22 protein-coding genes and 1 pseudogene are annotated in these 23928 nt (G+C 73.7%); 13 read left to right on the top strand and 10 right to left on the bottom strand.

What is annotated here, in order from left to right; all coding sequences use genetic code 11:
- The first annotated feature begins 418 nt into the window (after nt 1-418).
- The 5 genes from ACSP97_RS02320 to ACSP97_RS02300 all read left to right on the top strand — a co-directional run bounded on the left by ACSP97_RS02320 (nt 419) and on the right by ACSP97_RS02300 (nt 6585).
- Nucleotides 419-1123 carry an SDR family oxidoreductase gene (locus tag ACSP97_RS02320; RefSeq protein ID WP_388289845.1) on the top strand — a complete coding sequence of 235 codons (705 nt, stop codon included), beginning with the start codon at nt 419-421 and terminating at the stop codon, nt 1121-1123.
- Between the two features lie 230 nt (nt 1124-1353).
- Complete coding sequence (locus ACSP97_RS02315) at nt 1354-3237, top strand: ABC transporter ATP-binding protein (protein WP_440556198.1); 1884 nt, start codon at nt 1354-1356, stop codon at nt 3235-3237.
- A 92-nt stretch (nt 3238-3329) separates the two neighbouring features.
- A complete protein-coding gene (locus ACSP97_RS02310; RefSeq protein ID WP_355152238.1) occupies nt 3330-3980 on the top strand; it encodes a helix-turn-helix transcriptional regulator in 651 nt (216 codons plus the stop codon).
- Nucleotides 3981-4051: 71 nt separating this feature from the next.
- Nucleotides 4052-5023, top strand: coding sequence for a pyridoxal-phosphate dependent enzyme (locus ACSP97_RS02305; RefSeq protein ID WP_355329721.1), 972 nt, complete (start codon nt 4052-4054; stop codon nt 5021-5023).
- 110 nt (nt 5024-5133) lie between these two features.
- The gene (locus tag ACSP97_RS02300) at nt 5134-6585 is read left to right on the top strand and encodes a WGR domain-containing protein (RefSeq protein WP_355329724.1); all 1452 of its coding nucleotides are present in this window, start codon (nt 5134-5136) and stop codon (nt 6583-6585) included.
- Here ACSP97_RS02300 and ACSP97_RS02295 read toward each other — a convergent pair.
- Together ACSP97_RS02295 and ACSP97_RS02290 are read right to left on the bottom strand one after the other, a co-directional pair.
- A complete protein-coding gene (locus ACSP97_RS02295; protein WP_440556197.1) occupies nt 6549-8141 on the bottom strand; it encodes a glycerol-3-phosphate dehydrogenase/oxidase in 1593 nt (530 codons plus the stop codon). The genes ACSP97_RS02300 and ACSP97_RS02295 overlap by 37 nt on opposite strands.
- Nucleotides 8138-8752 (bottom strand): TetR/AcrR family transcriptional regulator, encoded by a 615-nt coding sequence (locus tag ACSP97_RS02290; RefSeq protein ID WP_355329728.1) that lies wholly within the window; start codon nt 8750-8752, stop codon nt 8138-8140. The genes ACSP97_RS02295 and ACSP97_RS02290 overlap by 4 nt, the downstream gene beginning before the upstream one ends.
- A gap of 119 nt (nt 8753-8871) precedes the next feature.
- On the opposite strand from ACSP97_RS02290, the gene ACSP97_RS02285 reads away from it, so the two are divergent.
- From ACSP97_RS02285 to ACSP97_RS02275, 3 genes are all read left to right on the top strand, one after another.
- Nucleotides 8872-10464 carry an FAD-binding oxidoreductase gene (locus ACSP97_RS02285; protein WP_440556196.1) on the top strand — a complete coding sequence of 531 codons (1593 nt, stop codon included), beginning with the start codon at nt 8872-8874 and terminating at the stop codon, nt 10462-10464.
- A 32-nt stretch (nt 10465-10496) separates the two neighbouring features.
- Nucleotides 10497-11396: a YegS/Rv2252/BmrU family lipid kinase gene (locus tag ACSP97_RS02280; RefSeq protein ID WP_440556195.1), complete on the top strand. Its 900-nt coding sequence runs from the start codon at nt 10497-10499 to the stop codon at nt 11394-11396.
- 88 nt (nt 11397-11484) lie between these two features.
- A complete protein-coding gene (locus tag ACSP97_RS02275; protein WP_355329733.1) occupies nt 11485-11823 on the top strand; it encodes an NUDIX hydrolase in 339 nt (112 codons plus the stop codon).
- Between the two features lie 6 nt (nt 11824-11829).
- Here the strand turns inward: ACSP97_RS02275 and ACSP97_RS02270 are convergent, their stop codons facing one another.
- A complete protein-coding gene (locus tag ACSP97_RS02270) occupies nt 11830-12183 on the bottom strand; it encodes a thioesterase family protein (RefSeq protein WP_355152246.1) in 354 nt (117 codons plus the stop codon).
- 103 nt (nt 12184-12286) lie between these two features.
- On the opposite strand from ACSP97_RS02270, the gene ACSP97_RS02265 reads away from it, so the two are divergent.
- Both ACSP97_RS02265 and ACSP97_RS02260 read left to right on the top strand, forming a co-directional pair.
- Nucleotides 12287-13255, top strand: a complete 969-nt coding sequence (locus ACSP97_RS02265; protein ID WP_440556194.1) for a Dyp-type peroxidase — start codon at nt 12287-12289, stop codon at nt 13253-13255.
- 23 nt (nt 13256-13278) lie between these two features.
- Nucleotides 13279-15762 (top strand): ATP-dependent Clp protease ATP-binding subunit, encoded by a 2484-nt coding sequence (locus ACSP97_RS02260; protein WP_440556193.1) that lies wholly within the window; start codon nt 13279-13281, stop codon nt 15760-15762.
- 12 nt (nt 15763-15774) lie between these two features.
- Here ACSP97_RS02260 and ACSP97_RS02255 read toward each other — a convergent pair whose 3' ends face one another.
- A complete protein-coding gene (locus tag ACSP97_RS02255) occupies nt 15775-16245 on the bottom strand; it encodes a GreA/GreB family elongation factor (RefSeq protein WP_355152249.1) in 471 nt (156 codons plus the stop codon).
- 356 nt (nt 16246-16601) lie between these two features.
- Here ACSP97_RS02255 and ACSP97_RS02250 point away from each other — a divergent pair, with 356 nt between their 5' ends.
- On the top strand, nt 16602-17366 hold the full coding sequence (locus ACSP97_RS02250; RefSeq protein WP_364725384.1) for an alpha/beta hydrolase: 765 nt from the start codon (nt 16602-16604) through the stop codon (nt 17364-17366).
- A 112-nt stretch (nt 17367-17478) separates the two neighbouring features.
- Here ACSP97_RS02250 and ACSP97_RS02245 read toward each other — a convergent pair whose 3' ends face one another.
- Both ACSP97_RS02245 and ACSP97_RS02240 read right to left on the bottom strand, forming a co-directional pair.
- Nucleotides 17479-18087 carry a YdeI/OmpD-associated family protein gene (locus tag ACSP97_RS02245; protein ID WP_440556192.1) on the bottom strand — a complete coding sequence of 203 codons (609 nt, stop codon included), beginning with the start codon at nt 18085-18087 and terminating at the stop codon, nt 17479-17481.
- 85 nt (nt 18088-18172) lie between these two features.
- Complete coding sequence (locus tag ACSP97_RS02240) at nt 18173-19144, bottom strand: alpha/beta hydrolase (protein WP_355152252.1); 972 nt, start codon at nt 19142-19144, stop codon at nt 18173-18175.
- 206 nt (nt 19145-19350) lie between these two features.
- On the opposite strand from ACSP97_RS02240, the pseudogene ACSP97_RS02235 reads away from it, so the two are divergent.
- Nucleotides 19351-19596: pseudogene (locus ACSP97_RS02235) on the top strand (YciI family protein); the annotation flags it as partial.
- Between the two features lie 143 nt (nt 19597-19739).
- On the opposite strand, the gene ACSP97_RS02230 reads toward ACSP97_RS02235, so the two are convergent.
- Nucleotides 19740-21200 (bottom strand): chloride channel protein, encoded by a 1461-nt coding sequence (locus ACSP97_RS02230; protein WP_440556191.1) that lies wholly within the window; start codon nt 21198-21200, stop codon nt 19740-19742.
- Between the two features lie 32 nt (nt 21201-21232).
- A complete protein-coding gene (locus tag ACSP97_RS02225) occupies nt 21233-21751 on the bottom strand; it encodes an N-acetyltransferase family protein (protein ID WP_435644359.1) in 519 nt (172 codons plus the stop codon).
- On the opposite strand from ACSP97_RS02225, the gene ACSP97_RS02220 reads away from it, so the two are divergent.
- A complete protein-coding gene (locus ACSP97_RS02220; RefSeq protein WP_355152255.1) occupies nt 21750-22352 on the top strand; it encodes a helix-turn-helix domain-containing protein in 603 nt (200 codons plus the stop codon). The two genes, ACSP97_RS02225 and ACSP97_RS02220, sit on opposite strands and share 2 nt — an antisense overlap.
- 10 nt (nt 22353-22362) lie before the next feature.
- Here ACSP97_RS02220 and ACSP97_RS02215 read toward each other — a convergent pair whose 3' ends face one another.
- Complete coding sequence (locus ACSP97_RS02215) at nt 22363-23388, bottom strand: cytochrome c oxidase assembly protein (protein WP_355329756.1); 1026 nt, start codon at nt 23386-23388, stop codon at nt 22363-22365.
- A gap of 305 nt (nt 23389-23693) precedes the next feature.
- Complete coding sequence (locus ACSP97_RS02210; protein WP_070025006.1) at nt 23694-23909, bottom strand: hypothetical protein; 216 nt, start codon at nt 23907-23909, stop codon at nt 23694-23696.
- Nucleotides 23910-23928: the final 19 nt, after the last annotated feature.

The raw sequence follows: 23928 nt of genomic DNA, 5'->3' as shown, positions 1-23928 counted from the left end.
GTTCGGCCCCCGCGTCGGTGATTACCCCGGGCCGTATGAACGTGTACGTGGTGACGGCCCCCGTGTCACCCGGTCGGTCCGTCTCCGATGGCCCCGGCGCGGGCGGCGACGGAAGGTCTGAACGAGATCTTCGACCGCTGCGGCGCGCCCTCGTGCCCCGCAGCGCCCCAGACCGGCCCCCCGCCGCACCGCCGACCTGTCGGCGCCGGTGGCGGGTCGACCCGGGGCGGGGAACAGTGAATCCATGCGCTCGGGTCGTTCCCCGCCCCGATCCCGATCGATGCGCGGGTCGGCAGTCTTCTGCCATCGACCTGAAAGGTCGGAATTCCGAACTCGATGTACGGACACGCTTGCGCCTCGGAAACCGATCGGTTTACGGTGGTGGAAACCGATCGGTTTCCGAATGGGGAGAGACATCATGACCACGATCAAGGACTCCGTCGTACTCGTCACCGGTGGCAGCAGAGGCCTCGGCAAGGCGCTGGTGGAGGAGCTGTACGAACGCGGCGCCGCCAAGGTGTACGCGACGGCCCGCGACCCCCGCGCGGTGACCCATCCCGACGCCGTTCCGCTCGCCCTGGAGGTCACCGATCCCGCGTCGGTGGCGGCCGTGGCCGCGCGGACCCCGGACGTCACCGTCCTGATCAACAACGCCGGCATCTCGCTGGGCGCGCACTCCCTCCTGGACGCTCCGCTGGACGACGTGCGCCGGGAGTTCGAGACCAACTTCTACGGACCGCTGCTGGTCACCCGCGCCCTGGTGCCGGTGATCGAGCGCAACGGCGGCGGGCACCTCCTCAACGTCCACTCGGTGCTGTCCTGGCTCGGCATCGCCGGCTCCTACAGCGCCACCAAGGCGGCCCTGTGGTCCCAGACCAACTCCCTGCGCCTGGAGCTGCGGCCACGGGGCATCGAGGTCACGGGGCTGCACGTCGGCTACATCGACACGGACATGACCTCGGGCATCGACGCGCCCAAGTCCGACGCCCAGGACGTCGCCGCGCTCGCCCTCGACGGCGTCGAGGCCGGTGCCCACGAGGTCCTGGCGGACGACCTCACCCGCAGCGTCAAGGCGGGCCTGTCCGGCGACCTGGCCGCGCTCTATCCGCAACTGGCGCTCTGAGCCCCCGCGAACCCCATCGGTCACACCCGTATCGAGCACCGGCGTTTCGGCCACCCCCGCCCGCGCGGGCGGCCTTGCGCCGCTGCGGCCGCGCGTTCGAAGTCCCCGGGATCAGGGGCCGGCTCTTCGTCCGGAATCGAGCGCGTTCGAATCGTCCGCCTCCTCGTTGAATCTGACACCGCCGGACCATCCGGGTGCGGTGCCGACTTCGAGGAGGAACGAGGGTGACCGTGACCGACGCTTCGACAGACAGCTCCCCGGCGCCGCCACCGCCACCGCCGGCCGCCATCGGCTACGAAGGGGCCTTCGGCAAGAACCCGCTGGAAGAGGCCGGGTTCCGCGCCATGTGCGGTCGACTGCCCTCGGTGCTCGGTCGGACCGCGCGCATGGCCTGGGCGGTGGACCGGGCCGGCGTCGTGCTGCTGCTCCTGTGCCAGGCGGTCACCGGCGCCGCCGCCGCCGTCGTGCTGACCGCCACCTCGCGGGCCATGACCCACATCCTCGGCGCCGGCCCGGTGCCCGAACGTCTGCACGGGGCGCTGCCCGCCCTCGTCGTGGTCACCGCGGCGGCGGCCACCGGCCGGATCAGCTCCGCCGTGGCCTCCTACGCCGACGACCGGATTACCCCCCGGCTGGTCACCGAGGCCGACGTGGCGCTCGTCTCCGCCGTCTGCCGGGTGGAGGCCGCCGCGCACGGCGAGGACGGGTTCGCCGACCGGCAGGAGGCCGCGGAGGTCGGCGTCACCCGCACCACGACGATGGTCAAGGACGCTCAGCGGTTCATGGCCGCCCTGGTCCGGATGATCGCCGCCGGCGGGGTCATCACCGCACTGCACTGGCTGATGCTCCCGCTGTTGCTGCTCGCGGTGCTGCCCGCCGGGCTCGGCGCCGTGCTCTCGGCCCGCGTCGACTACGAGACGCACTACCTCAACCTGGCCGACCGCAACGTGCGCGGCATGATGCGCTGGTGGGCCGCCTACTCCCGGCACGGCGACGAGGTCCGCGCCAACGGCATGACCGGCTACCTCGTCTACTGGTACCGCGCGCTGTCCGAGCGGATCGACCAGCGCATCATGCGCGCCGCGCCCCGGATGCTCCGCATCGTCCTCGCGACCTCCGCGCTCGGCGGGGCGTTCCTGCTGCTCACCTGGGCCGCCCTCGCCTGGCTCGCGATGACCGGGCGCGTGGCCCTGCCGGTCGCCGCCACCGCCGTCGTCGCCGTCCAGGCCACGCTCGGCGCGCTGACCCAGTTCGTGCAGAACGGGGCCGCGCTGTTCCACACCTCCCTCTACCTCGCCGACATGCGCTCCTTCCTCGACATGGCGGCCGAACGCGCCCCGAAGCGCGGCGAGTCGACGATCCCCGAGCAGGTGGAGGAGATCCGCCTCGACGAGGTCGTGTACCGCTACCCCGGCCGGGAGGACCCCGCCGTGGACGGCATCTCGCTCACCCTGCGCCGCGGCGAGATCGTCGCGATCGTCGGCGAGAACGGCTCCGGCAAGTCCACCCTGACCCGGCTCGTCACCGGCATCCTGCTGCCGGACAAGGGCCGCGTCCTGTGGGACGGCACGGACCTCGCCGGGGCCCGGCCCGACTCCGTCTGGTCCCGCACCGCGCTCGTGCCGCAGGACTTCGCCTGCTGGCCGCTGCGCACCCGGGAGAACATCACCCTCGGCCAGCCGCGCGGCCACGACGACGCCCTGGTGTGGGAGGCGGTGGACGCCGTCAGCATGCGCGAGGCGATCGAGGGGCTGCCGCAGGGGCTCGACACCCTGCTCGCGCGGGAGGTCTACGGCGGTGTCGAACTCTCCGGCGGCCAGTGGCAGCGCCTCGCCTGCGCCCGCGCCCTGTACCGCCGTACGCCCCTGCTCATCCTGGACGAACCCACCTCGCAGATGGACCCGCGCGGCGAGCACCGCATCTTCCTGGAGATCAAACGCATCGCCGCCCGGCGCATGACCATCGTGGTCACCCACCAACTGGAGAACACCCGTCTCGCCGACCGGATCGTCGTGATGCGGCACGGCCGCGTCGTCGAGGAGGGGCACTACGACGAACTCGTGCACGGCGGTGGCCTGTTCGCCGAACTGGTGGCCCTCGCCAAGGACCGCTGAGACCCCGGGCCCGAAGTCGGCCCTGGACAGCGGCCGTTCCAGTGCTTAGCCTCATTGTCCAGAAGTGGATTTTAAGGCCAGGGGGAGGGCCGGTGGACGGTGGGGCGGCGGACGAACACCTCGTCCGGGAGGCCGAGAAGATCGCCGTCGCCCTGGGGCGGATGTTCCCGGGCCTGTGCGAGGTGGTCCTGCACGACCTGCGGGACCCCGACCACTCGATCCGGGCCATCGAGAACAACCTGTCCGGCCGCCGGGTCGGCGATCCGGCCACGGAACTGGGCCTGGCCCGGATCGCCGACCCCGCCTACCCCGGCGTCGTCCAGAACTACCCCAACCGGTTCCCCGACGGCCGCCCGGCGAAGAGCACGTCCATCGGCATCAAGAACGCCGAGGGCCGGTACGTCGCGGCGCTCTGCCTGAACCTCGACGTCTCCGTCCTCTCGCCCGTGGCGCTCACCCTGGCCAACCTCGTGGCCACCGACACCGGGCACGGGGACCGGCCCCCGGAGACGCTGCGCGACCGCAGGGCGCGTGAACTGCGCCGTACCGTCGAAGAGTTGGCCGCCGAACGGGGGTGCCCGCCCCGGTCGCTGAGCCGCGCGGACAAGAAGGCGCTCGTCCAGCGGCTGTACCGGGACGGCTGCTTCGAGTCCCGGGACGCCGCCCGGACCATCGCCGACCTCCTCGGCGTGTCCCGGGCGACCGTCTACAACTACGCGAAACCGCCCGCGGATCCCGCCTGAGACCAGGCCGGCCGACCCCGCACGCCGCAGCAGACACCGACGAACGCCCGGTACAGAAAGAGGACTTCACCATGCCCGCCGCCGACCTGCCCGTCACCCTCGCCGACGTCCGCGCCGCCGCCGCACGCCTCGAAGGCTTCGCCCACCGCACCCCCGTCCTCACCTCGCGCACCCTCAACGAGCGGGTGGGCGCCGAGGTGTTCGTCAAGTGCGAGAACCTCCAGCGCATCGGCGCCTTCAAGATCCGCGGCGCCTACAACGCCATCGCCTCGCTCACGCCCGGGGAGCTGGCCAAGGGCGTCGCCGCGTACTCCTCCGGGAACCACGCCCAGGCCACCGCGCTGGCCGCCCGCGAACTGGGCACCACCGCCGTCATCCTGATGCCCGAGGACGCCCCTCGCTCCAAGATGGAGGCCACGGCCGGGTACGGCGCGGAGATCGTCACCTACGACCGCTACACCCAGGACCGCGTCGCGCTCGGCGAGGCGCTCGCCGAGGACCGCGGGCTGACCCTGATCCCGCCCTACGACCACCCGGCCGTCATCGCCGGCCAGGGCACCGCCGCCCTCGAACTCCTGGAGGAGACAGGGCCGTTGGATGCCCTGCTGGTGCCCGTCGGCGGTGGCGGACTGATCGCCGGCAGCGCCGTCACCGCCAAGGCGCTGCACCAGGACATCCGGGTGATCGGGGTGGAGCCGGAGGGCAGCGACGACACCAAGCGGTCGCTGGAGAGCGGCGCCCGGGTGAGCGTCCCCGTGCCCCGCACCGTCGCCGACGGCCAGGCCGTGGCCGTCCCCGGCGAGCTGACGTTCACCGTCAACCGGCGCCTGGTCGACTCCATCGCCCTGGTCGGTGACGCGGAGATCGTCGACGCCATGCGCTTCGCCTTCGAACGGCTGAAGATCGTGCTGGAACCCAGCGGCGCCACCCCCCTGGCCGCCCTGCTGTCCGGCCGGGTCGAGGACCTCCCGCCCCGCGTCGGCGTCATCGCCTCGGGCGGCAACATCGACACCCGCCGGTTCACGGAGCTGATGGCCGGCTGAGCGCCGGGCGCCCTCGCCGCGCGGTCGATTGTCAGTGCCCCCGCCTACGGTGTGATCAGTGAGAGGGCCCGCCGGGACGGCCGCGGGCCCGTTGCGGGGAGGGGTGTGCCATGTCCGCGGTGTCCACCGGGGAGACGACGTATCTGGAGCTGTCCCAGGAGGGCGGGGGCGCCCACAAGTTCTACGAGGTGACCGTCGACGGCCTGGTGGTGACGGTGCGGTACGGCCGGATCGGCGCCGCCGGACAGACCCAGACCAGTTCGTTCCCGACCGCGGAGAAGGCGCGGGCCGCCGCCGCGAAGAAGGTGGGGGAGAAGGTCCGCAAGGGGTACGCCCCGGCGGTCCCGGGCGGCCGGGCCCCGCGCGCGGTGACCCGGCGCCAGGTCACCTCGGCGCCCTCCACCGCGCGGGCCGTGGCGCCGGTGCTGTGGCGCTTCCGGACCGGCTCGGCCGCCTTCGGCATCCATGTGGACGACGAGCACTGCTGGGTGGGCAACCAGGCGGGCGACGTCTACACGCTGGACCACGAGGGCGCCGTGCTGGCCCGCTTCGGACTGCCGGACGGCGTGAAGTGCCTGGTCGCCGACGACTTCTGGATCTACGCGGGCTGCGACGACGGCAAGGTCTACGACCTGTCCTCCAAACTTCCCTTCGCCGCCTACGACATCACCGCCGACGTCGACATCTTCTGGCTGGACATCCACGAGGGCGTGCTGAACGTCTCGGACCGCGCCGGCCGGCTCACCGTCATCGACCACGAGGACGAACACCAGTGGGCCCGCCGCAGCCAGGGCGAACACGCCTGGATGGTGCGCGCCGACGACCGCGCCGTCTACCACGGCCACCACCAGGGCGTCACCGCCTACCGCCCCGACGGCGGCGGCGAGTTGTGGCACACCCGCACCCGCGGCGGGGTGCTGTTCGGCTGGCAGGAGGACGACGCGGTGTACGCGGGCACCGGGCACCGGGTGGTCCAGCGGCTGTCCAAGGAGACCGGCGCGATCGAGGCGACGTACGCCTGCGACGGCGCGGTGTACTCCTGCGCCACCTCGCCGGGCGGCCGGTTCGTGTTCGCCGGGGACTCCGCCTCGTCCGTCTACTGCTTCGACCGGGACGGCACCCGGCTGTGGAAGCTGGGCACCGGCAGCGGCTCGGCCCTGTCGATGCAGTACCACGACGGGCGGCTGTACCTGGTGACCACGGACGGCTCCCTGGTGTGCGTGGACGCGAGCGAGACCGCCATCGGCGCGGCCCAGCAGGGCAGCGTGCCGGTGGTGCGGGACGTCAAGCTCGCCGCCGCCCTGCCGACCTACGCCCCGGCCACGGCCGTGCAGGCGGTCGCCACCGTGGCCCAGGCCCCCACCGGCTCGGTCGTCGTGGAGTGCGTCCAAGAGGCCGGCCGGCTGCGGGTGCACGTGGTCTCCGACGGCTACGACTCCTCCTGGAAGGTCCAGTTCCCCCGCGCGATACGCCAGGCCGGCGCGCGCTATGTGGTGGACGCCCTGCACCCCGCGGCGGGCGGGTTCTACCGGGTGCGGGGGGACATCCGGCGGCTGCTGTGAGCCTCCTGGGCCAGCACCTCCCGCGCGACGGCCAGAGCCGCCTCGCGGTCCTCGTCCACCAGGCCGATGCGGGTGCGCCGGTCCAGGAGGTCGGACTCGTCCAGCGCGCCCTCGTGGCGGACCGCCCACAGGAGTTCGGCACGGGTGACCGGGTGGCCGGGCAGCACCGGGCCGGCCAGGCCGGGGTCGTCGATGGTGAGGGCGTGGACGGCGGCGGCCTCGGTGCCGTGGCGGCGTACCAGCCGGCGCGGCACCGGGAGGGCGCGCAGCCGTTCGGGTGCGGCGGCCCCGACCAGGGGCAGCGCGGCGGTGCGGGAGGGGGGCACGGCAAGCCCCCGGGCCCCGGCCGCGGCGTCCACGGCGTCCTGCGCCATCCGGCGGTAGGTGGTGAGCTTGCCGCCGACCACCGTGGTCACCCCGTCCGGCGAGGTCAGCACGGCGTGCCGGCGCGAGACGTCGGAGGTGCGGATGGGTGCGCCGCCGGTCGAGGTGTCCAGCAGGGGCCGCAACCCGGCGAAGGCACCGACCACCTCGTCCCGGGCGACGGGCGTGTCCAGGGCCGAGCCGAGCACGTCCAGCAGGAAGCCGATGTCCGTCTCCGGCACCTCGGGCACATCGGGGATGCCGCCCTCGACGGGTTCGTCGGTCAGGCCGACGTAGACCCGGCCGTCCCCCTGGGGCAGCACCAGGACGAACCGGTTGGTCTCGCCGGGGATCGGGATGTGCAGCCCGGCGGGCAACTCGCCGAGCCGCCGCGAGCGCAGCACCAGATGGGTGCCGCGCGAGGGCCGGATCCGGATGCCGTCGACCAGGCCGCCGGCCCACACCCCGGCCGCGTTGATCACGGCGCGGGCCCTGATCTCCCCCTCCTCGCCGGTGAGTTCGTCCCGGACACGGGCGCCCGTGCCGGCCAGCTCCAGCACCCGGACCCGGGTCAGCACCCGCGCGCCGTGCGCGGCGGCCGTGCGGGCCAGCGCGGTCACCAGCCGGGCGTCGTCGGTGACCCGTCCGTCCCAGGACAGCAGCCCGCCGCGCAGCCCGGACGCCCGCACCGAGGGCGCGAGGTGCCGCGCCTCCGTCGCCGACAGCCGGCGTGGCGCGGGCAGCACCTGGCGCGGGGTCCGCGCGGCCAGCCGCAGCATGTCCCCGGCCCGCAACCCGGCCCAGGCGATGGACGCCTGGGCCGTCGACACCATCGGCGTCAGCGGCAGCACGAACGGCTGCGCCGCCACCAGGTGCGGGGCGGTGCGGGTCATCAGCACCCCCCGCTCCACCGCGCTCTCGTGCGCCACGTCGAACTGCGCGGACGCCAGGTACCGCAGCCCGCCGTGGATGAGCTTGGAGCTCCAGCGCGAGGTGCCGAAGGCCAGGTCGTGGGCGTCCACCGCGACGACGTCCAGCCCGCGCGCCGCCGCGTCCAGGGCGGCGCCCGCTCCGGTGGCGCCGAGTCCGACGACCAGGACGTCCACCGTCCGGCCGTCCGCGGCCTCGGCCAGCTCCCGGGTGCGCCGGGCCGCGTCGAGGGACGAGCCGGGTATCGCCTCGGTCTGGCTCATGGCGTCAGGATCCTCTCCAGGAGGGTGCGCAGCTCGCCGAGGAAGGCGGCGGAGTCCAGCTCCGGGTCGTCCTCGTCGGTCATCGTGCGCAGGGACAGGGTGAAGGACTGCACGGTCAACAGCAGGGCGCGCGCCTGCCGTTCGATGTGTCCGGGGCGCACGGAACCGTCCGCGTGGCCCTCGCGCAGGCCCTCGGCCAGCAGCGCCAGCAGCGCCTCCTGGCTCGCCCCGCGCCGGTCGAGCACATAAGGGAGCAGCAGCTCCGGATCGACGTCGACGATCTTGTGGAAGAGGGGGTGCGCCCGGAACGCCTCCACGCCCGCCACCAGCCCCCGCACCAGCCGGGTGCGCGTGTCGACACCGGGCGCGGGCGCGGGGATCGCCCGGGTGGCCACCGCGATCCACTCACGGGTCATCAGATCGCCCACCAGGGTGCGCAGGTCGGGCCAGCGCCGGTACAGGGTCATCCGGGAGACACCGGCGCGGCGGGCGACGTCGGCGAGCGTGGTGCGGCGGACCCCGACGGCCAGCACGCAGTCGCGCACCGCGTCGAGCACCGGGTCGCTGTCCGTGCCGGAACCGTCGGCACCGTTGTGACGAATAGGCGTCATGTGTAACAGTGTAACGCCCTGGGCCGGGCGGAACCGGTGGACCGCGGCGGCCGCCCGGCGCACGGCCCGTCGGCCGCCGCCCGAACCGAGCACACCGACCTTGTGAGGACGACCGTTCAATGGACATGCTGTGGAACGGCTGGGGCGACCCGGCCAAGGCGGCACCGCTGCCCAACTCGGTGACCGGGCTGCTGCGCGACCTGCTCGGCGTCAAGCCGCGCAGCGCCCCCGCGCTCGCCCTGGAGGACATCGAGCCGCCCGCCCCCACGGCAGGCCCTGCCGCCCTCGCGGCGCTCGCCGAGGCCGTCGGCGACGCCGCCCACGTCCGTACCGACCCCCAGAGCCGCATCCGGCACACCCGCGGCAAGTCCACCCCCGACCTGCTGCGCATCCGCGCCGGCGACACCTCCGACGTCCCGCAGGCCGTGGTCCTGCCCGCCACCCACGAGGAGGTCCTCGCCGTGCTGCGCGCGTGCGCCGCGCACGGCCTGGCCGCCGTCCCCTTCGGCGGCGGCACCTCCGTGGTCGGCGGACTCGCCCCCGAGCGCGGCGCGTTCGTCGCTCTCGACCTGCGCCGTATGAACCGCCTGCTCGACCTGGACACCGTCTCGCGCACCGCCGTCCTCCAGCCGGGCCTGCGCGCCCCCGAGGCCGAGGCCCTCCTCGCCGAACAGGGCTTCACCCTCGGTCACTTCCCGCAGTCCTTCGAGTGGGCCAGCATCGGCGGCTTCGCCGCGGCCCGCTCCAGCGGCCAGGCCTCCGCCGGCTACGGCCGCTTCGACGAGATGGTCCTCGGCCTCACCCTCGCCACCCCCGAGGGCACGGTGGAGACCGGCCGCGCCCCCCGTTCGGCCGCCGGCCCCGACCTGCGCCAGCTGATCCTCGGCTCCGAGGGCGCCTTCGGCGTCATCACCTCCGTGACCGTACGCGTCCGCCCGCTGCCCGAGGCCAGGATCTACGAGGGGTGGCGGTTCGCCTCCTTCGAGGAGGGCGCCGCCGCGCTGCGCAGGCTCGCCCAGGACGGACCACGGCCCACCGTGCTGCGCCTGTCCGACGAGACCGAGACCCTCATCGGCCTCGCCTCGCCCGACGAGATCGGCACCTCACTCGGCCGGAGCGACGCCGGCTGCCTCGCCGTCACCGGCTACGAGGGCACCCCCGAGGAGACCGCGCACCGCCGCGAACGCGCGGCGGCCGTCCTCACCGCCGCGGGCGGCACCCCGCTCGGCGCGGAACCCGGCGAACGCTGGGCCCACGGCCGCTTCTCCGCGCCGTACCTGCGCGACGCCCTCCTCGACGTCGGCGCCTTCGCCGAGACCCTGGAGACCGCCGCCTTCTGGTCCCGCGTCCCGGAGCTGTACGCCGCCGTGCGCGCCGCGCTCACCGACACCCTCACCCGGGCCGGCACCCCGCCGCTCGTGATGTGCCACATCTCCCACGTCTACGAGAACGGCGCCTCGCTCTACTTCACCGTCGTCAGCGCCCAGGGCGAGGACCCGGTGGCCCACTGGACGCCCGCCAAGCACGCGGCGAACGAGGCCGTGCTCGCCGCCGGCGGCACCATCTCCCACCACCACGGGGTGGGCACCGACCACCGCGACTGGTATGTCAGGGAGGCCGGAGAGCTGGCCGTCGAGGCACTGCGCGCCGTCAAACGCCGCCTGGACCCCGACGGGCTGCTCAACCCCGGCGTCCTGCTGCCCACCGACTGACCCGACCCGACCGCCTGCCCGGAGGCACATCGATGCGCCAGTTCACCGCCGTCGTCAACCCGACCGCGGGCGGTTCCACCGCGGCGGCCACGCTGCTCCAGGTGGCCCGCCTGCTGCGGGAGGCCGGGGCGGGCCTCGACACCGAGTACAGCAACAGCCTGGCCCACGCCCAGGACATCGCCCGCCGGGCCGGCGAGCAGGGCCGGATCGTGCTCGCCGTCGGCGGCGACGGCATCACCGGCGGCATCGGCGGGGCGCTGAGCGGCACCGGAACCGTCTTCGGGATCGTGCCGGCCGGGCGCGGCAACGACTTCGCCCGCGCCCTGGACCTGCCGTCCGAGCCCGCCGCGCTCGCCGACATCCTGCTGCGCGCGCGGCCGCGCCCGGTCGACACCATCGAGGTGGAGTCCGCCGTCCACCGGCGCACCGTGGTCCTCGGCAGCGTCTACGCCGGGGTCGACGCGCTGGCCAACCGGCACGCCAACCACGCCCGGCTGCTGGGCGGGTCCGCCTCCTACTACGCGGGCGGACTGCGCGCCGTCACCACCTGGCGGCCGGCCGACTACCGCGTCACCGTCGACGGCGCGGAACACCGCCACCGCGGCTACACGGTCGTCGCCGCCAACTCCCCCTACTACGGCTCCGGCCGGCAGATCGCCCCCGGCGCCCGGGTGGACGACGGTCTGCTGCACGTCGTGATGATCCGGGAGGCGCCCCGCCGGCTGTTCTTCACCCTGATGAACGAGCTGCGCACCGGCGCCCACGTACGCCGCCCCGAAGTGCGCGTCCTGCGCGCCAGGGAACTGCGCATCGAGGCCACCCGTCCCGTCCCCTACGGCGCCGACGGCGAGGTGGAGGCCACCCTGCCCGTGACGGTCCGGGTGCGGCCCGGGGACCTGCCGGTGCTGTACCGGCCGGCCGATCCGGCCTGACCCGTGTGCCGTCCCCGCGGCGCGGGTAGGCGAGCAACGACCGGGCGGAGCACCGCGGCCGGGCGGGCGATCAGGGGGGCGGGAGCAGATGGGGAACGTCGTACAGGCCGTCGTCGTCTACGACGGGCGGCTGCTGCTGGTGGGGCAGGCGGACGGCGGGGAACTGCCGTCGGGCACCGGGCAGCCGGCCGAGACCGCGCAGGCCACCGCCGCGCGCGTCGTCTACGAACTCACCGGCTACCTCGTCGACGGCTCCGCGCCGCTGGACGGCACCGATGCCGTGGTGTGCCAACTGCTCAGCGAGGAACCGTCGGAGGGCGCCCGTCTCACCTCCGAGCAGATCCACTGGACGCCGATCGAGGAGACCGCCCGCGCCGCGCTCCCTGCGGCCGTCCGCACCTACATCGAGGGCCACACCCCCGTGTGAGGCCGCTCAGAGGTCCCCTTCGAGAAACCGCCGCCGGTCCACGACCGCCCGCTCGATCTCGCCCTCCGCGACCAGCCGGCCCGCCGCGTCGACGGCCCGCACGGCGAAGGTGAGCCGCCGCCCGGACCCGCCGGCCGGCGGCCGCGCGGTGACCTCGACCCGGCCGCCCACGCCGGTCGCGCGCAGATGCCGCACCCGGACGGCGGTCCCCACGGTGGTCTCGTCCGGCCCGGTGTACGGCGCGGCGGCCCGCACGGTCGCCGCCTCCAGCCAGGCGATCAGCCGGGGCGTGGCGAGCACGGGCACCTCACCGCTGCCCATCGCCCGCGCGGTGTCGGCCTCGGTCACCCGGTGGTGCATCTCCCCAGGCTAGAGACCGGCCCGCCGTCCGACCTGCCGAGCGAGCGGGGTGGCGGCATCCTGGAACGGTCCGGTCCCGCCCCGCACGAGGAGGCAGGCACCCGTGCCCGAGTCGCAGCCCGTCGTCGTCCCGCCGGCCAGAGCCGCCCTGTTCCTCGTCGTCACCATCGACCCGGGCGGCGAGGACACGGTCCGGGACCTGTTGCAGGACGTGTCCGGCCTGCGCCGTTCGGTCGCCTTCCGCGCCCCGCCCGAGGAGCTGAGCTGCGTCGTCGGCATCGGGTCCGCCGCCTGGGACCGGCTGTTCAGCGGGCCGCGCCCCCGGGACCTGCACCCCTTCCGGGAGTTGAGGGGCCCCCGCCACCACGCCCCGGGCACCCCCGGCGACCTCCTCTTCCACGTCCGCGCCCGCCGTATGGACCTCTGCTTCGAACTGGCCCAGCTGTTCGCGCGGCGGCTCGACGGCGCGGCCACCGTGGTGGACGAGGTGCACGGCTTCAAGTTCTTCGACGAACGCGATCTGCTCGGCTTCGTGGACGGCAGCGAGAACCCCGAGGGCGAGATCGCCGACGACGCGGTGTTCATCGGCGACGAGGACGCGGAATTCCGCGGCGGCAGCTATGTGATCGTGCAGAAATACCTGCACAACATGAAGGCGTGGGACGCCCTGCCCGCGGAGGAACAGGAAAAGGTCATCGGGCGCACCAAACTCGCCAACATCGAACTGCCCGACGAGGTGAAACCCGCCGACTCCCACGTGGCGCTCAACACCGTCACCGACGAGCACGGCAACGAACGCAAGATCGTGCGCGAGAACATGCCCTTCGGCAATATCGCGCAGGGCGAGTTCGGCACCTACTTCATCGGATACGCCCGTACGCCCGAGGTCACGGAGTCGATGCTGCGCAACATGTTCCTCGGCCGCGAGGAGGCGCTGCACGACCGGATCCTCGATTTCTCCGTCCCGGTCACGGGCTGCCTCTTCCACGTGCCGACCATCGCGTTTCTCGACGATCCCCCCGAGCGGCCTCCGCTTGCGGGGCACTCGGCGCCGGGGTTCAGTGAATACTGACCCCTTGCGCTCCAGGAGTTCTCATGTCGATGTCGTTCGGCGCCCCGTTCGGTTCCCAGGACCCCTTCAGCGATTTGCTGAACCGCTTCTTCGGGATGTCGCCGACGTCCTCGCCGCCCGCGGTGCAGCGGGTGCCGATCGGACGGCTGCTGACCGAGTCGTCGCAGCAACTCCTCAACCTGGCCGCGCAGCGGGCGGCCGAGGACGGCACGTCCGACCTCGACACCGAGCACCTGCTGTGGGCCGCCACGAAGGTCGAGCCCTCGCGCCGGCTGCTGCTCCAGGTGGACGTGGACCCCGACACCCTCGCCAACGAGATCGCCAAGGTGCTGCCCAGCGAGTCCGACCAGCCCGCCGCGCAGCCCGGCCTCACCCCCGCGGCCAAGCGCACCCTCGGTGCCGCCTACGCCCAGTCCCAGGCGGCCGGGGTGTCGTACATCGGCCCTGAGCACATCCTCGCCGCGCTGCTCGGCGACAGCGACACCGGCGCGGCCCGGCTGCTGCGGGCCGAGGGCATGGACACCGGGAAACTGGCGGGCCTCGCCCAACAGGCAGCCCGCTCCGAGAGCACGCCCCCCGAACGCAAACAGCCGGCGACCACGCTGGACGAGTACGGCCGCGATCTGACCGAGGAGGCCAAGGCGGGCAAGCTGGACCCGGTGGTGGGCCGGGCCGAGGAGATCGAGCAGACCGTCGAGATCCTGTCCCGGCGCTCCAAGAACAACCCCGTGCTGATCGGCGAGCCCGGCGTCGGCAAGACCGCGATCGTGGAGGGCCTCGCCCAGCGGATCGTGGCCGGCGAGGTCCCCGACACCCTGAAGAACAAGCGGGTCGTCGCGCTCGACCTGTCGGGCATGGTGGCGGGCGCGCAGTACCGGGGGCAGTTCGAGGAGCGGCTGAAGAAGGTCATCGAGGACGTCCAGAAGGCCGGCGGCAGCATCATCCTCTTCATCGACGAACTGCACACGGTCGTCGGCGCCGGGGCGACGGGCGAGGGCTCCATGGACGCGGGCAACATGCTCAAACCGGCGCTGGCCCGCGGTGAGTTGCACGTCGTCGGCGCCACCACCATCGACGAGTACCGCAAGTACGTCGAGAAGGACGCCGCGCTGGAGCGCCGGTTCCAGCCGGTGATGGTGCCCGAGCCGACCGTCGAGGAGACGGTGCAGATCCTGGAAGGACTGCGGGACGCCTACGAGGCGCACCACCAGGTCCGGTTCGACGACGGCGCGCTGGTGGCCGCGGCCGAGATGTCGGACCGCTACATCACCGACCGCTTCCTGCCGGACAAGGCCATTGACGTCATGGACCAGGCGGGCGCCCGGGTACGGCTGCGCAGCGCGGGCCGCTCCACCGAGGTCGTCAGCCGCGAGGACCGGATCGCCAAGCTCCGCCGGGAGCTCGAACAGGCCGTGTCCGCCGAGGACTTCGAGCGGGCGTCGGAGCTGAAGCGGGAGGTCGCCGAGGTGGAGGCCGAGCTCGCCGGCATCGAGGAACGCCGGGAGGGCGTCGTCTCCGTCACCGCGTCCGACATCGCGGACGTCGTCTCCCGGCGCACCGGGATCCCCGTCTCCCAGCTCACCGCCAGCGAGAAGGAGAAACTCCTGCGGCTGGAAGAGGAGATGCACGCCAGGATCGTCGGCCAGGACGAGGCGGTCACCGCGGTCTCCCAGGCCGTGCGCCGCAACCGCGCGGGCATGGGCGACCCTGATCGCCCCGTCGGCTCCTTCCTGTTCCTCGGCCCCACCGGGGTGGGCAAGACCGAACTCGCCAAGACGCTTGCCGCGTTGCTGTTCGGTGAGGAGGACCGCATGGTCCGCTTCGACATGAGCGAGTTCCAGGAGAAGCACACCGTCGCCCGGCTCGTCGGCGCCCCGCCCGGGTACGTCGGCTACGAGGAGGCGGGCCAGCTCACCGAGAAGGTGCGCCGCCAGCCGTACAGCGTCGTGCTGTTCGACGAGGTGGAGAAGGCGCACCCCGATGTCTTCAACGCCCTGCTGCAGATCCTGGACGACGGCCGTCTCACCGACGCGCAGGGCCGCACCGTCGACTTCCGGCACTGCGTCGTCATCATGACGTCGAACATCGGCGCGCACCGCATCCTCGACCACAAGGGCGATGTGTCCGAGCTGAAGGACGAGTTGATGGAGGACCTGCGGGGCCGCTTCCTGCCCGAGTTCCTCAACCGCATCGACGACATCATCATCTTCCACGGCCTCACCGAGGACGATCTGTCGCGGATCGTGGACCATCTGCTGGACCAGAGCAAGCGCCGGGTGCATGCCCAGGGCATGCGGCTGGAGGTCACGGAGGCCGCCAAGAAGCTGCTGATCGCCCACGGCCACCAGCCGGAGTTCGGCGCCCGTCCGCTGCGCCGCACCATCCAGGCGGAACTCGACAACCGCATCGCCACCCTGCTGCTCAGTGGCGAGGCCGATCCCGGGGACACCATCGTCGCCGACGTGGACAAGGACACCCTGCACTGCTTCGTGCGCAAGCCCGCCTGACGGCGCGTCGTGCTACGCGGGCGGCTCCCCGATCGACTCCACGGCCGCGCTCGCGGGCCCGTCCGGGGTGTCGTACCGGACGCTGTCTCCCGTGCGGCGGCCGAGCAGGGCACGGCCGAGCGGGCTGTCCGCGGTGACCAGGTTCTGGTCCAGCGCCTCGGCCCCCTCGCCGATCTGCAAGGTCTCCACCGAGCCGTCCGCGAACCGCACGGTGACCGTGCTGCCGACGCCGACCACATCGGTCCGCGCGGGCCCGGCCAGCTCCGCCTGGCGCAGCCGCTCGGTGATGTCCGCGATCCGGCGGTCGAGACGGTCCAGCTGGTTCACCCGCTGCAACTCGTCCGCCTGATCGGCCTGGTCGCCCACCTCCGGGTTGTCCTTCAGCGTTCCGGCGACCATTCGGCGCTCATCCAGCAGATCCGCCAACTCCTGCTCCAGCGCGCGCCGCGCCTCGGCACTGATCGGCTCGGGATCACCGGTCATACCTGCTCCAGTCGACAAGGCTCGAAAGAGATCGATGCGAATCGATAAGGATCGATCAGGCTTCGCTTACGCATCGTAAGCGGTACGGAGACGGATCATCCGGACATGCGGCGATGGCGCGCCCGAACCCGCCGAGGACGCCTCCCGAGCGAACCCGAGCGAACCCGAGCGAAAAGGATTGGACGGCATGATGATCAGCCCGGTAGTTTGCGGTCGACCGTGACACCGCCCGAGGAGGTGAGACCCATGAACGCTGTATCGACGTGGGTGCTCTCCCTTCCCGTCACGGCCGGCGACTGACGTAGGTGTCGCCGGGAGCGCCTCGACACCAAGGCCCTCCCGAAAGGCAACACCTCATGCAATCGCTGCAATTCACCGCCGAGTCGTCGTCGGACGGCATGGTCGAGCGCGACTTCACCGTGGGCGACGTCCCCGGGGTCCTCTGGTCGCCCGCCTCCGGTACCGAGCGCGCCCCCCTGGTCCTGCTGGGCCACGGCGGCGGCCACCACAAGAAGCACCCGGCGATGGCAGGCCGGGCCCGCCTTCTCGTCACCGGCCACGGCTTCCATGTCGCGGTCGTCGACGCGCCCGGTCACGGCGACCGGCCGCGCTCCGCGCAGGACGAGCGGGACATCGCCGAGCTGCGCAAGGCACAGGCGGCGGGCGCACCGGAAGGCCCGATCGTCGTCCCCTACAACGCCCGCCTGGCCGAACGGGCCGTGCCCGAGTGGCAGGCCACCCTGGACGCCCTCCAGGAACTTCCGGAGATCGGCGCCGACGGGCCGGTGGGCTACTTCGGCATCGGCCTGGGCACCGCGATCGGGGTGCCGTTGGTGGCGGCCGAGCCCCGGATCACGGCCGCGGCCTTCGGCATGAACTGGCCCGACGCCCTGTTCGAGACGGCGAAGCGGATCACCGTCCCGATCGAGTTCGCCGTGCAGTGGGACGACGAGCGCATCCCGCGCGAGGCCGCCCTCGCACTGTTCGACGCCTTCGCCTCGACGGAGAAGACGCTGCACGCCAACGCGGGCAGGCACTTCGACATGCCCAGGTTCGAGGCCGACAGCGCGGTCCGGTTCCTCGCCCGGCACCTTCGCCGGACGGTCGCCCCAGCGGCCTGAAGGTGAACGGCGGCGGCGCCCGGTCCACCGGCCGGGCGCCGCCGCGGCCGGACGCGCGCACGAACGCACCGGGCGACGCCGTCGATCCGCCGCACAGGGACGCAAAAGGCCCTCAGGGATGGAGCTTTCGTTCCTCGGCGAGCATGGCGACGAACCTGGCGATGCGGGCCGCCCGCGTCTCGGGCCGCTTCGCCTCCTCGACGCGGTGGAGGACGGCGAAGCGGTTGCGGCTGTCCAGGGTCGCGAAGAAGGCGGCCGCGCGTGGCACGGCGTCCAGGGCGGCGCGCAGGTCGTCGGGGACCGTGGCCGTGCGCGGGCCGGCGTAGGCCGCCTCCCAGCGGCCGTCGGCCCGGGCCCGCTCCACCTCCCGCAGACCGGCGGGCCGCATCCGGCCCTCCTCGATGAGCCGCGTGGCCTTCTCCCGGTTCACCCGCGACCACCGGCCGGCGGGCCGCCGCGGGGTGAACCGCTGGAGCCAGTGCCGTTCGTCCAGCCTCTTCTTCTGCCCGTCGATCCAGCCGAAGCAGAGTGCGGACTCCAACGCGCCCGGGTAGTCGACCGCGTCGGGGACCGGCGGCGCGGAGTCCTTCCGGACGATCTTCAGCCACACGCCCCTGGCGTCCGCGTGGTTCTCCTCCAGCCACTCCTCCCACTCCCGCCGCGTGGCGAAGAAGAGCACCGGATCGTTCATGGGCGATGAGCCGTGGGACATGGGCCCCATGAAATCCGGGCCGCACGCCCGGGGCAACCGTCCCGACGGCACAGGCTCGGGCCGGTCGCCCGGGCGCGGGTGGCGCCGCCCGGCCTCAGTCGGTGTGCAGCGCCTTGTGCAGGGTGCGGCAGGCCAGGTCGATGGCGGTCTGCGCGGCGTGTGTCCCGCGCAGGGCGTTGAGCATCACGAAGTCGTGGATGATGCCCTGGAAGCGTACGGCGGTGACGGGGACGCCCGCCGCGCGCAGCTTGCCCGCGTAGGCCTCGCCCTCGTCGCGCAGGACGTCCGCCTCGCCGGTGATGACCAGCGCCGGCGGCAGCCCGCTGAGCTGCTCGGTCGTGGCGCGCAGCGGCGAGGCGGTGATCCGGGCGCGGTCGGCCGCGTCGGTCGTGTACTGGTCCCAGAACCACTGCATCCCGTCCCGGCGCAGGAAGTAGCCGGTGGCGAACTGGTGGTACGACGGCGTGTCGAAGCTCGCGTCGGTGACCGGGTAGAAGAGCACCTGCTGCGCCAGCGCCGGGCCGCCGCGCTCCTTGGCCATCAGGGTGAGCGCCGCGGTCATGTTGCCGCCGACGGAGTCCCCGGCGACGGCCAGCCGCGAGCCGTCCAGGTCCTTGGTCGCGCCCTGCTCGACCACCCAGCGGGCGACGGTGTAGTTCTGCTCGATGGCGACCGGGTAACGCGCCTCGGGGGAGAGGTCGTACTCGGGGAAGACCACCGCGGCCCCGGCACCGACGGCGAGTTCCCGCACCAGGCGGTCATGGGTGTGGGCGTTGCCGAAGACCCAGCCGGCGCCGTGCAGATACAGGACGACCGGGAGCGCCCCGGAGGCACCGGCGGGCCTGACGATCCGCGCCCGCACACTGCCCGTCGGACCGCCCGAGACGGTGATCCACTCCTCGTCGACCGCCGGCTTCTCGATGTCACCGGACTGCACCTCGTCGACCGCCTTGCGGCCCTCGGCCGGCGGCAGGTCGAACAGGAACGGCGGCTTGGCGGTGGCCGCCGCGAACTCGGCCGCGGCGGGCTCCAGTACCGGCTGCGCCGGCGCTACGGCATCGGACATCGGCTCTCCTCGTGTCTTCCGGCCGTCGGACGCGCGGGCGGACGGCCGACTGTCCCACCGTGCATGGTTTCTCCCGGTGCCGCACGTGGAACGCCCGCGGGGTGTCCTGCCCCGCGCGGGCGAGCGGAACACACCGGGCCCCGGAAAAGGGAGTGCTGTGGCGGCAGACGGCGCGAGAGGGTGGGCCGAGGAGTTCTCCCGGCGCCGGCGACGACCGCTCCCTGGTGCTCGGCCTCGGCGAGGGCGAGGCCGCCGGACTCGCGGTACCGGCCGAGCGCCGTGCCGGCCTGATCGCCTACGGCCCGCCGCTCTCCGACGACGCCACCGCACGGCCGGGCACGGCGGCGCCGCCGTGTGCCCCGGACCCGGCCGCCGCCCGCGCCCCGCTGACCGAGGACCGCTACGCCCGCATCGAGGTGCATCCCTGGCGGCTCGGCGGCCGACCGTCCTGACCCGCGCCGCCCGGCGGGCCTCAACATCCCGTCAAAAAGGGGCTCCCGCGCGTCAGCGCCGCATCAGGGGGCGCCCGCGGGGCACGGCCCGGCACATAGCGTCGTCGGCGAGCCCCGGCCCGCCTCCCCGCGCCGGGGCGTTCCTATGCGTCGGCCGGGCCGGTCGCCGGCCGGCGCCGGAGCCGCAGGCGGCTGATGAGCAGGGCGGTGACGGACGCGAGGACGATGAGCGGCATCTGGTTGTAGGCGTCGCGGCCGAGCAGCAGCACCGCCAGGACCGAGCCGGTCAGGGGCAGGCCGGTGACGACCGTGGCCGCCGCCGCGATGCCCAGCGCGATCGCCGGGGCGGCCCCGAACCCCGGCAGTCCCGAGCAGGCCACCCCCATCGCCACCCCGATCAGCACGGCCGGGAAGATCGGCCCACCGCGCAGACTGCCCAGGCTGATGCCCCAGGCGAGCGCCTTGCAGACGACCAGTGCGACCAGCGCGAGCACCGGCAGGCCGTGCGGGTCCTCGGCCAACCGGGCGAGCATCGCCTGCCCGGACAGCGCCGCCTCCTCGGGCGAACGCCCGGTCAGCAGCGCGTACGCCGCCAGACAGACCCCGGCGGCCATGGCGCACGCCAGGGTGCGCGTCCCCGTGGCACGCGCCGAGGTCCACCGGTGGGTCCGCTCGCCGAGCCGGTGCGCCACCGAGACGACCACGGCGATCAGCGCGGCCGCCGGCAGCCCCCACAGGAAGTCGCCCGCGTCCGGTGTGGTGTCCGGCGGCAGCTTCGGCAGGGCGAGGGCGCCGGTCGACAGCCCGGTCCAGCGGCCGAAGCCGGTGAACACCAGCGCGCCGGCCCCGCTGGCGGTCAGACAGGGCAGCAGCAGCACGGTGAGCCGGGGCCCGGCCAGCCCGGCGGCCTCCACGACCATGACGGCCGCCACCACCGGGCCGCCCAGGATGGTGGAGATCGCCGCCGTGGACCCGGCGGTGGCCACGACCGTCGCCGAAGGGGCGTCCGCCGGATGCCGGCCCAGGGCGCGCAGCCCCAGCAGGGCGAGCGCGGACCCGACCGCCATCAGCGGCGCCTCCGGGCCGAGGGTCACACCCAGCGGAAGGGTCAGTACGGCGGCCAGCACCACGCCCGGCAGGGCCCGCGGGCCGACGGGCTCGCCACCGAGACCGTGCACCGGGACATGGCCCCCGGCCCCGGGCAGCCGGGTGACGATCGGGGCGAGGATCAGCCCGGCCAGCGTCAGCGCGGGCAGCGGCCACCACCACGGGGGCCGTCCGAGTCCGAGCGTGTGCGGCAGTTCCTGCCACACCAGGTGCTGGAGCCAGTGCTGGAGACCGACGAAGAAGAAGCTGGCGAACGCGATGGGCACCCCGAGGCCCAGCGACAGCACCAGCAGCCGGAGGTAACCGCGAGTCAGCAGGGTCCGTCCGGGGTCGTCGGCCGCCGCGGACCCGGCTGGCTGCCCGACCGTGCCGCTCACGCCCGCTCCACCTCCACCACCCGGCGGCGCTTCGGCGGTGTCCGGCGACACCGCCGGCGGGCCACGGTCGACGGCTCCACCGAACGGCTTCAGTAAACGACCGCCCACCCCGCCCCGCATCCCGGCGGGCGCAGGACGAGGGGCGCCGCGACTCAGTCCAGCGGCAGCCGCATGAGTGTCAGGTCCAGCCGGCGGCCGAACTTGATCCCGGCCTCCCGCACCGTCCCCGCGTGTTCGAAGCCGAAGCGTTCATGGAGCCGGATCGACGCCCCGTTGCCCGCCTCGATACCGGCGATCACGAGGTGGTGGCCCGCCTCGCGCGCCGCCGCGATCAGCGCCGCCAGCAGCGCGGAGCCGATGCCGAGACCGTGCCGGCCCTCGCGGACGTAGACCGAGTCCTCCACCGTGTGCCGGTAGCCGTCCAGGGCCCGCCACGGCGCGAAGACGGCGAACCCCGCCACCTCGCCGTCGGTCTCGGCCACGAACGCCGAGCCGCGCTCCAGGTGCGCGGCCAGCCAGGCCGCGCCCTCGGCGGCCGACTGCGGGGTCTCGGTCCACAGGGCCGTCGAGTGCTCGATCGCATGGTTGCGGATCGCGCGCACCGCCTCCGCATCACCGGCGTGCGCCCGGCGCACGGTCACGGCACCGGCCCTCTCATATATTGGAAGCATGTCCAACATAGTAGATCCCCTGGTGGGGCGGATCGCGAACCGCGTCCACGCCGAGCGGGAGCGGCGCGGCTGGACCCTGGCCCAGCTGGCCGAGGCGTCCGGGGTCTCCCGTGCGATGATCAACCGGATCGAACGGGGCGAGAGCAGCCCCACCGCCGTGGTGCTCGGCAAGCTGTCCGCCGCCTTCCAGCTGAGCATCGCCTCCCTGCTCGCCCTCGCGGAGGACGGGGACGGGACGGCGGGGCCGGGGCCGGACGGCGCGGCGGGCGCGTCCCGCCGTACCGGCACGGCCGAGTGGCAGGACCCCGCCACCGGCTACCGGCGCCGCCAGATCACCGGACCGGACTTTCCCGCCGAGGTCGCCGAGATCCGGCTGCCCGCCGGGGCCCGGGTGCCGTATCCGGCCGCGGCCTTCGCCTTCGTGCGCCAGGTCGTCTGGGTCCTCGACGGCAGGCTGACCTTCCACGACGGCGAGCGGTGCCATGACCTCGGGCCGGGGGACAGCATCGAACTCGGCGAGCCCGCCGAGCGTGTCTTCGCCAACAGCACCGGCGCCGAGTGCCGTTACGCCGTCATCCTGGCCCGGGGCGCCCGGCCCTGAGCCGCGCCGGTCAGTCCTCGCCGCGCTGGCGGCGGATCCTGGCGGCCACGTCGTTCTGCTCCGTCTCCCACCAGGGACGCACCCGTACGGCCTCGTCCCCGGCCCGGGCCGCGTCGGCCCCGGCCGTGCGGGGCGCCACGGGCGTCAGGTCGCGGTCCAGCCGCCGGTCGAGGGCCGCGGCCTGCACCCGCTCGGCGCGCGCCCACTGCACGAGGATCGCCAGCAGGAAGGGCAGCGCCACCAGTTCGGCGATGCTCAGCATCGCACCGCCGCCGATCTGCTGGTCGTGCGCGACGTCCGGCGACCAGGACGGCGCGTGGTGCAGATACCAGGCGCCCGCGATCAGCGTGCCGTGCGTCATCACCACGAGGCCGGGCACCGCGTCGATGACGCCGTCCAGGAACACCAGCGCCGCCCGCACCGGGTGGCTGCACCACGTGGGCAGCGCCTCCTCGCGGGTGAGGACCGGCACCACGAAGAGACAGCCGGCCACCAGCAGATGCAGGTACATCAGCTCGTGCAGCCAGCCCACGCGCAGGGCCGTGGCGAAGTACGGCGTGAAGTAGACCGTCAGCTCGGTCGCCAGCACCAGGGCGGTGCTGACCAGCGGAAAGGTGAGCAGTCGTACGAGCCGGCCGGACATCGCCTTCTGCACCCGCCCGGCCCCCTCGCCGGGCAGCGCCTCGATGGCGAGCCGCAGCGGATCGCCCAGGGCCAGGCCCAGCGGGGCGATGAGGTCCAGCAGCACGTTCTGCACCGCGGCCGGCCAGAACAGCTCGTGGTCGTAGACCGCGAGGCTCGACATCGTGGCCACCGCCAGACCACCGAGACCCAGCAGCGCGAACGCGGCGCTGCGGCCCGGCGACCAGCTCCCGCCCGACCGGTGCACCCGCAGCACACCCCAGCCGTACAGGCCGCCCAGCAGGACGATCAGGATCAGCGCGGGCACATCCGGCTGCCACGACCCGAGCGCGCGGCCGAGTGTCAGCTCCGGCAGGCTCCCGGCCGAAAGGGCGGCCGTCGCATGACCTGACATGGAAAAGCCGCCTCCTGCTGCGGACGGGGAGCACAACGGACGACAGGTGACAGTAGCCCCCGTTCCCACCGGCCCCGTCGGCAGGGTCCGCGAGTCCGTCCAGGACGCCACCCGGCCGGCCGCGCAGGGGCGTGCCCAGGGGCGTGCCGCTCCCCCTGCCCGACGCGGGCCGTCCGGTCCGCCCGGCGGCGCCGCCGGGCCCCGGTGCGAGCGGCAGGGCGGCCCGGTGCGGTCAGGTGTCCGGCGGGCCGGTGCGAGCGGCAGGCCGGCCAGGTGCGACGGTGCCGGGCGGGCCGGTGCGGGCGTTACCCGGCTTCGCGGTGCAGCACGCGGCGGGCCGCCTCGGCCTCCGCGGCCGGCGGGGACAGCTCGTCCAGCGTGTCGAGCTCGTCGTCCGCCTCCAGCTCCCGTTCCCAGGCCGCCGCGAGCTGCTCCTGTTCGGCGCGCGGCTTCGCGCCGACGGCCTCGCGCTGATCGGCGTCCAGGGCCGCCATGAATCGTCCGACCGTGTCCGTCGGCATGCCGTGCTCCTTGTCGCGC

The organism is Streptomyces sp. SCPE 10, from assembly GCF_051980735.1.
Classification (GTDB): domain Bacteria; phylum Actinomycetota; class Actinomycetes; order Streptomycetales; family Streptomycetaceae; genus Streptomyces; species Streptomyces misionensis.
The sequence above is the reverse complement of the archived record's forward strand: the minus strand, read 5'-3'. Positions and strand labels throughout refer to the sequence as shown.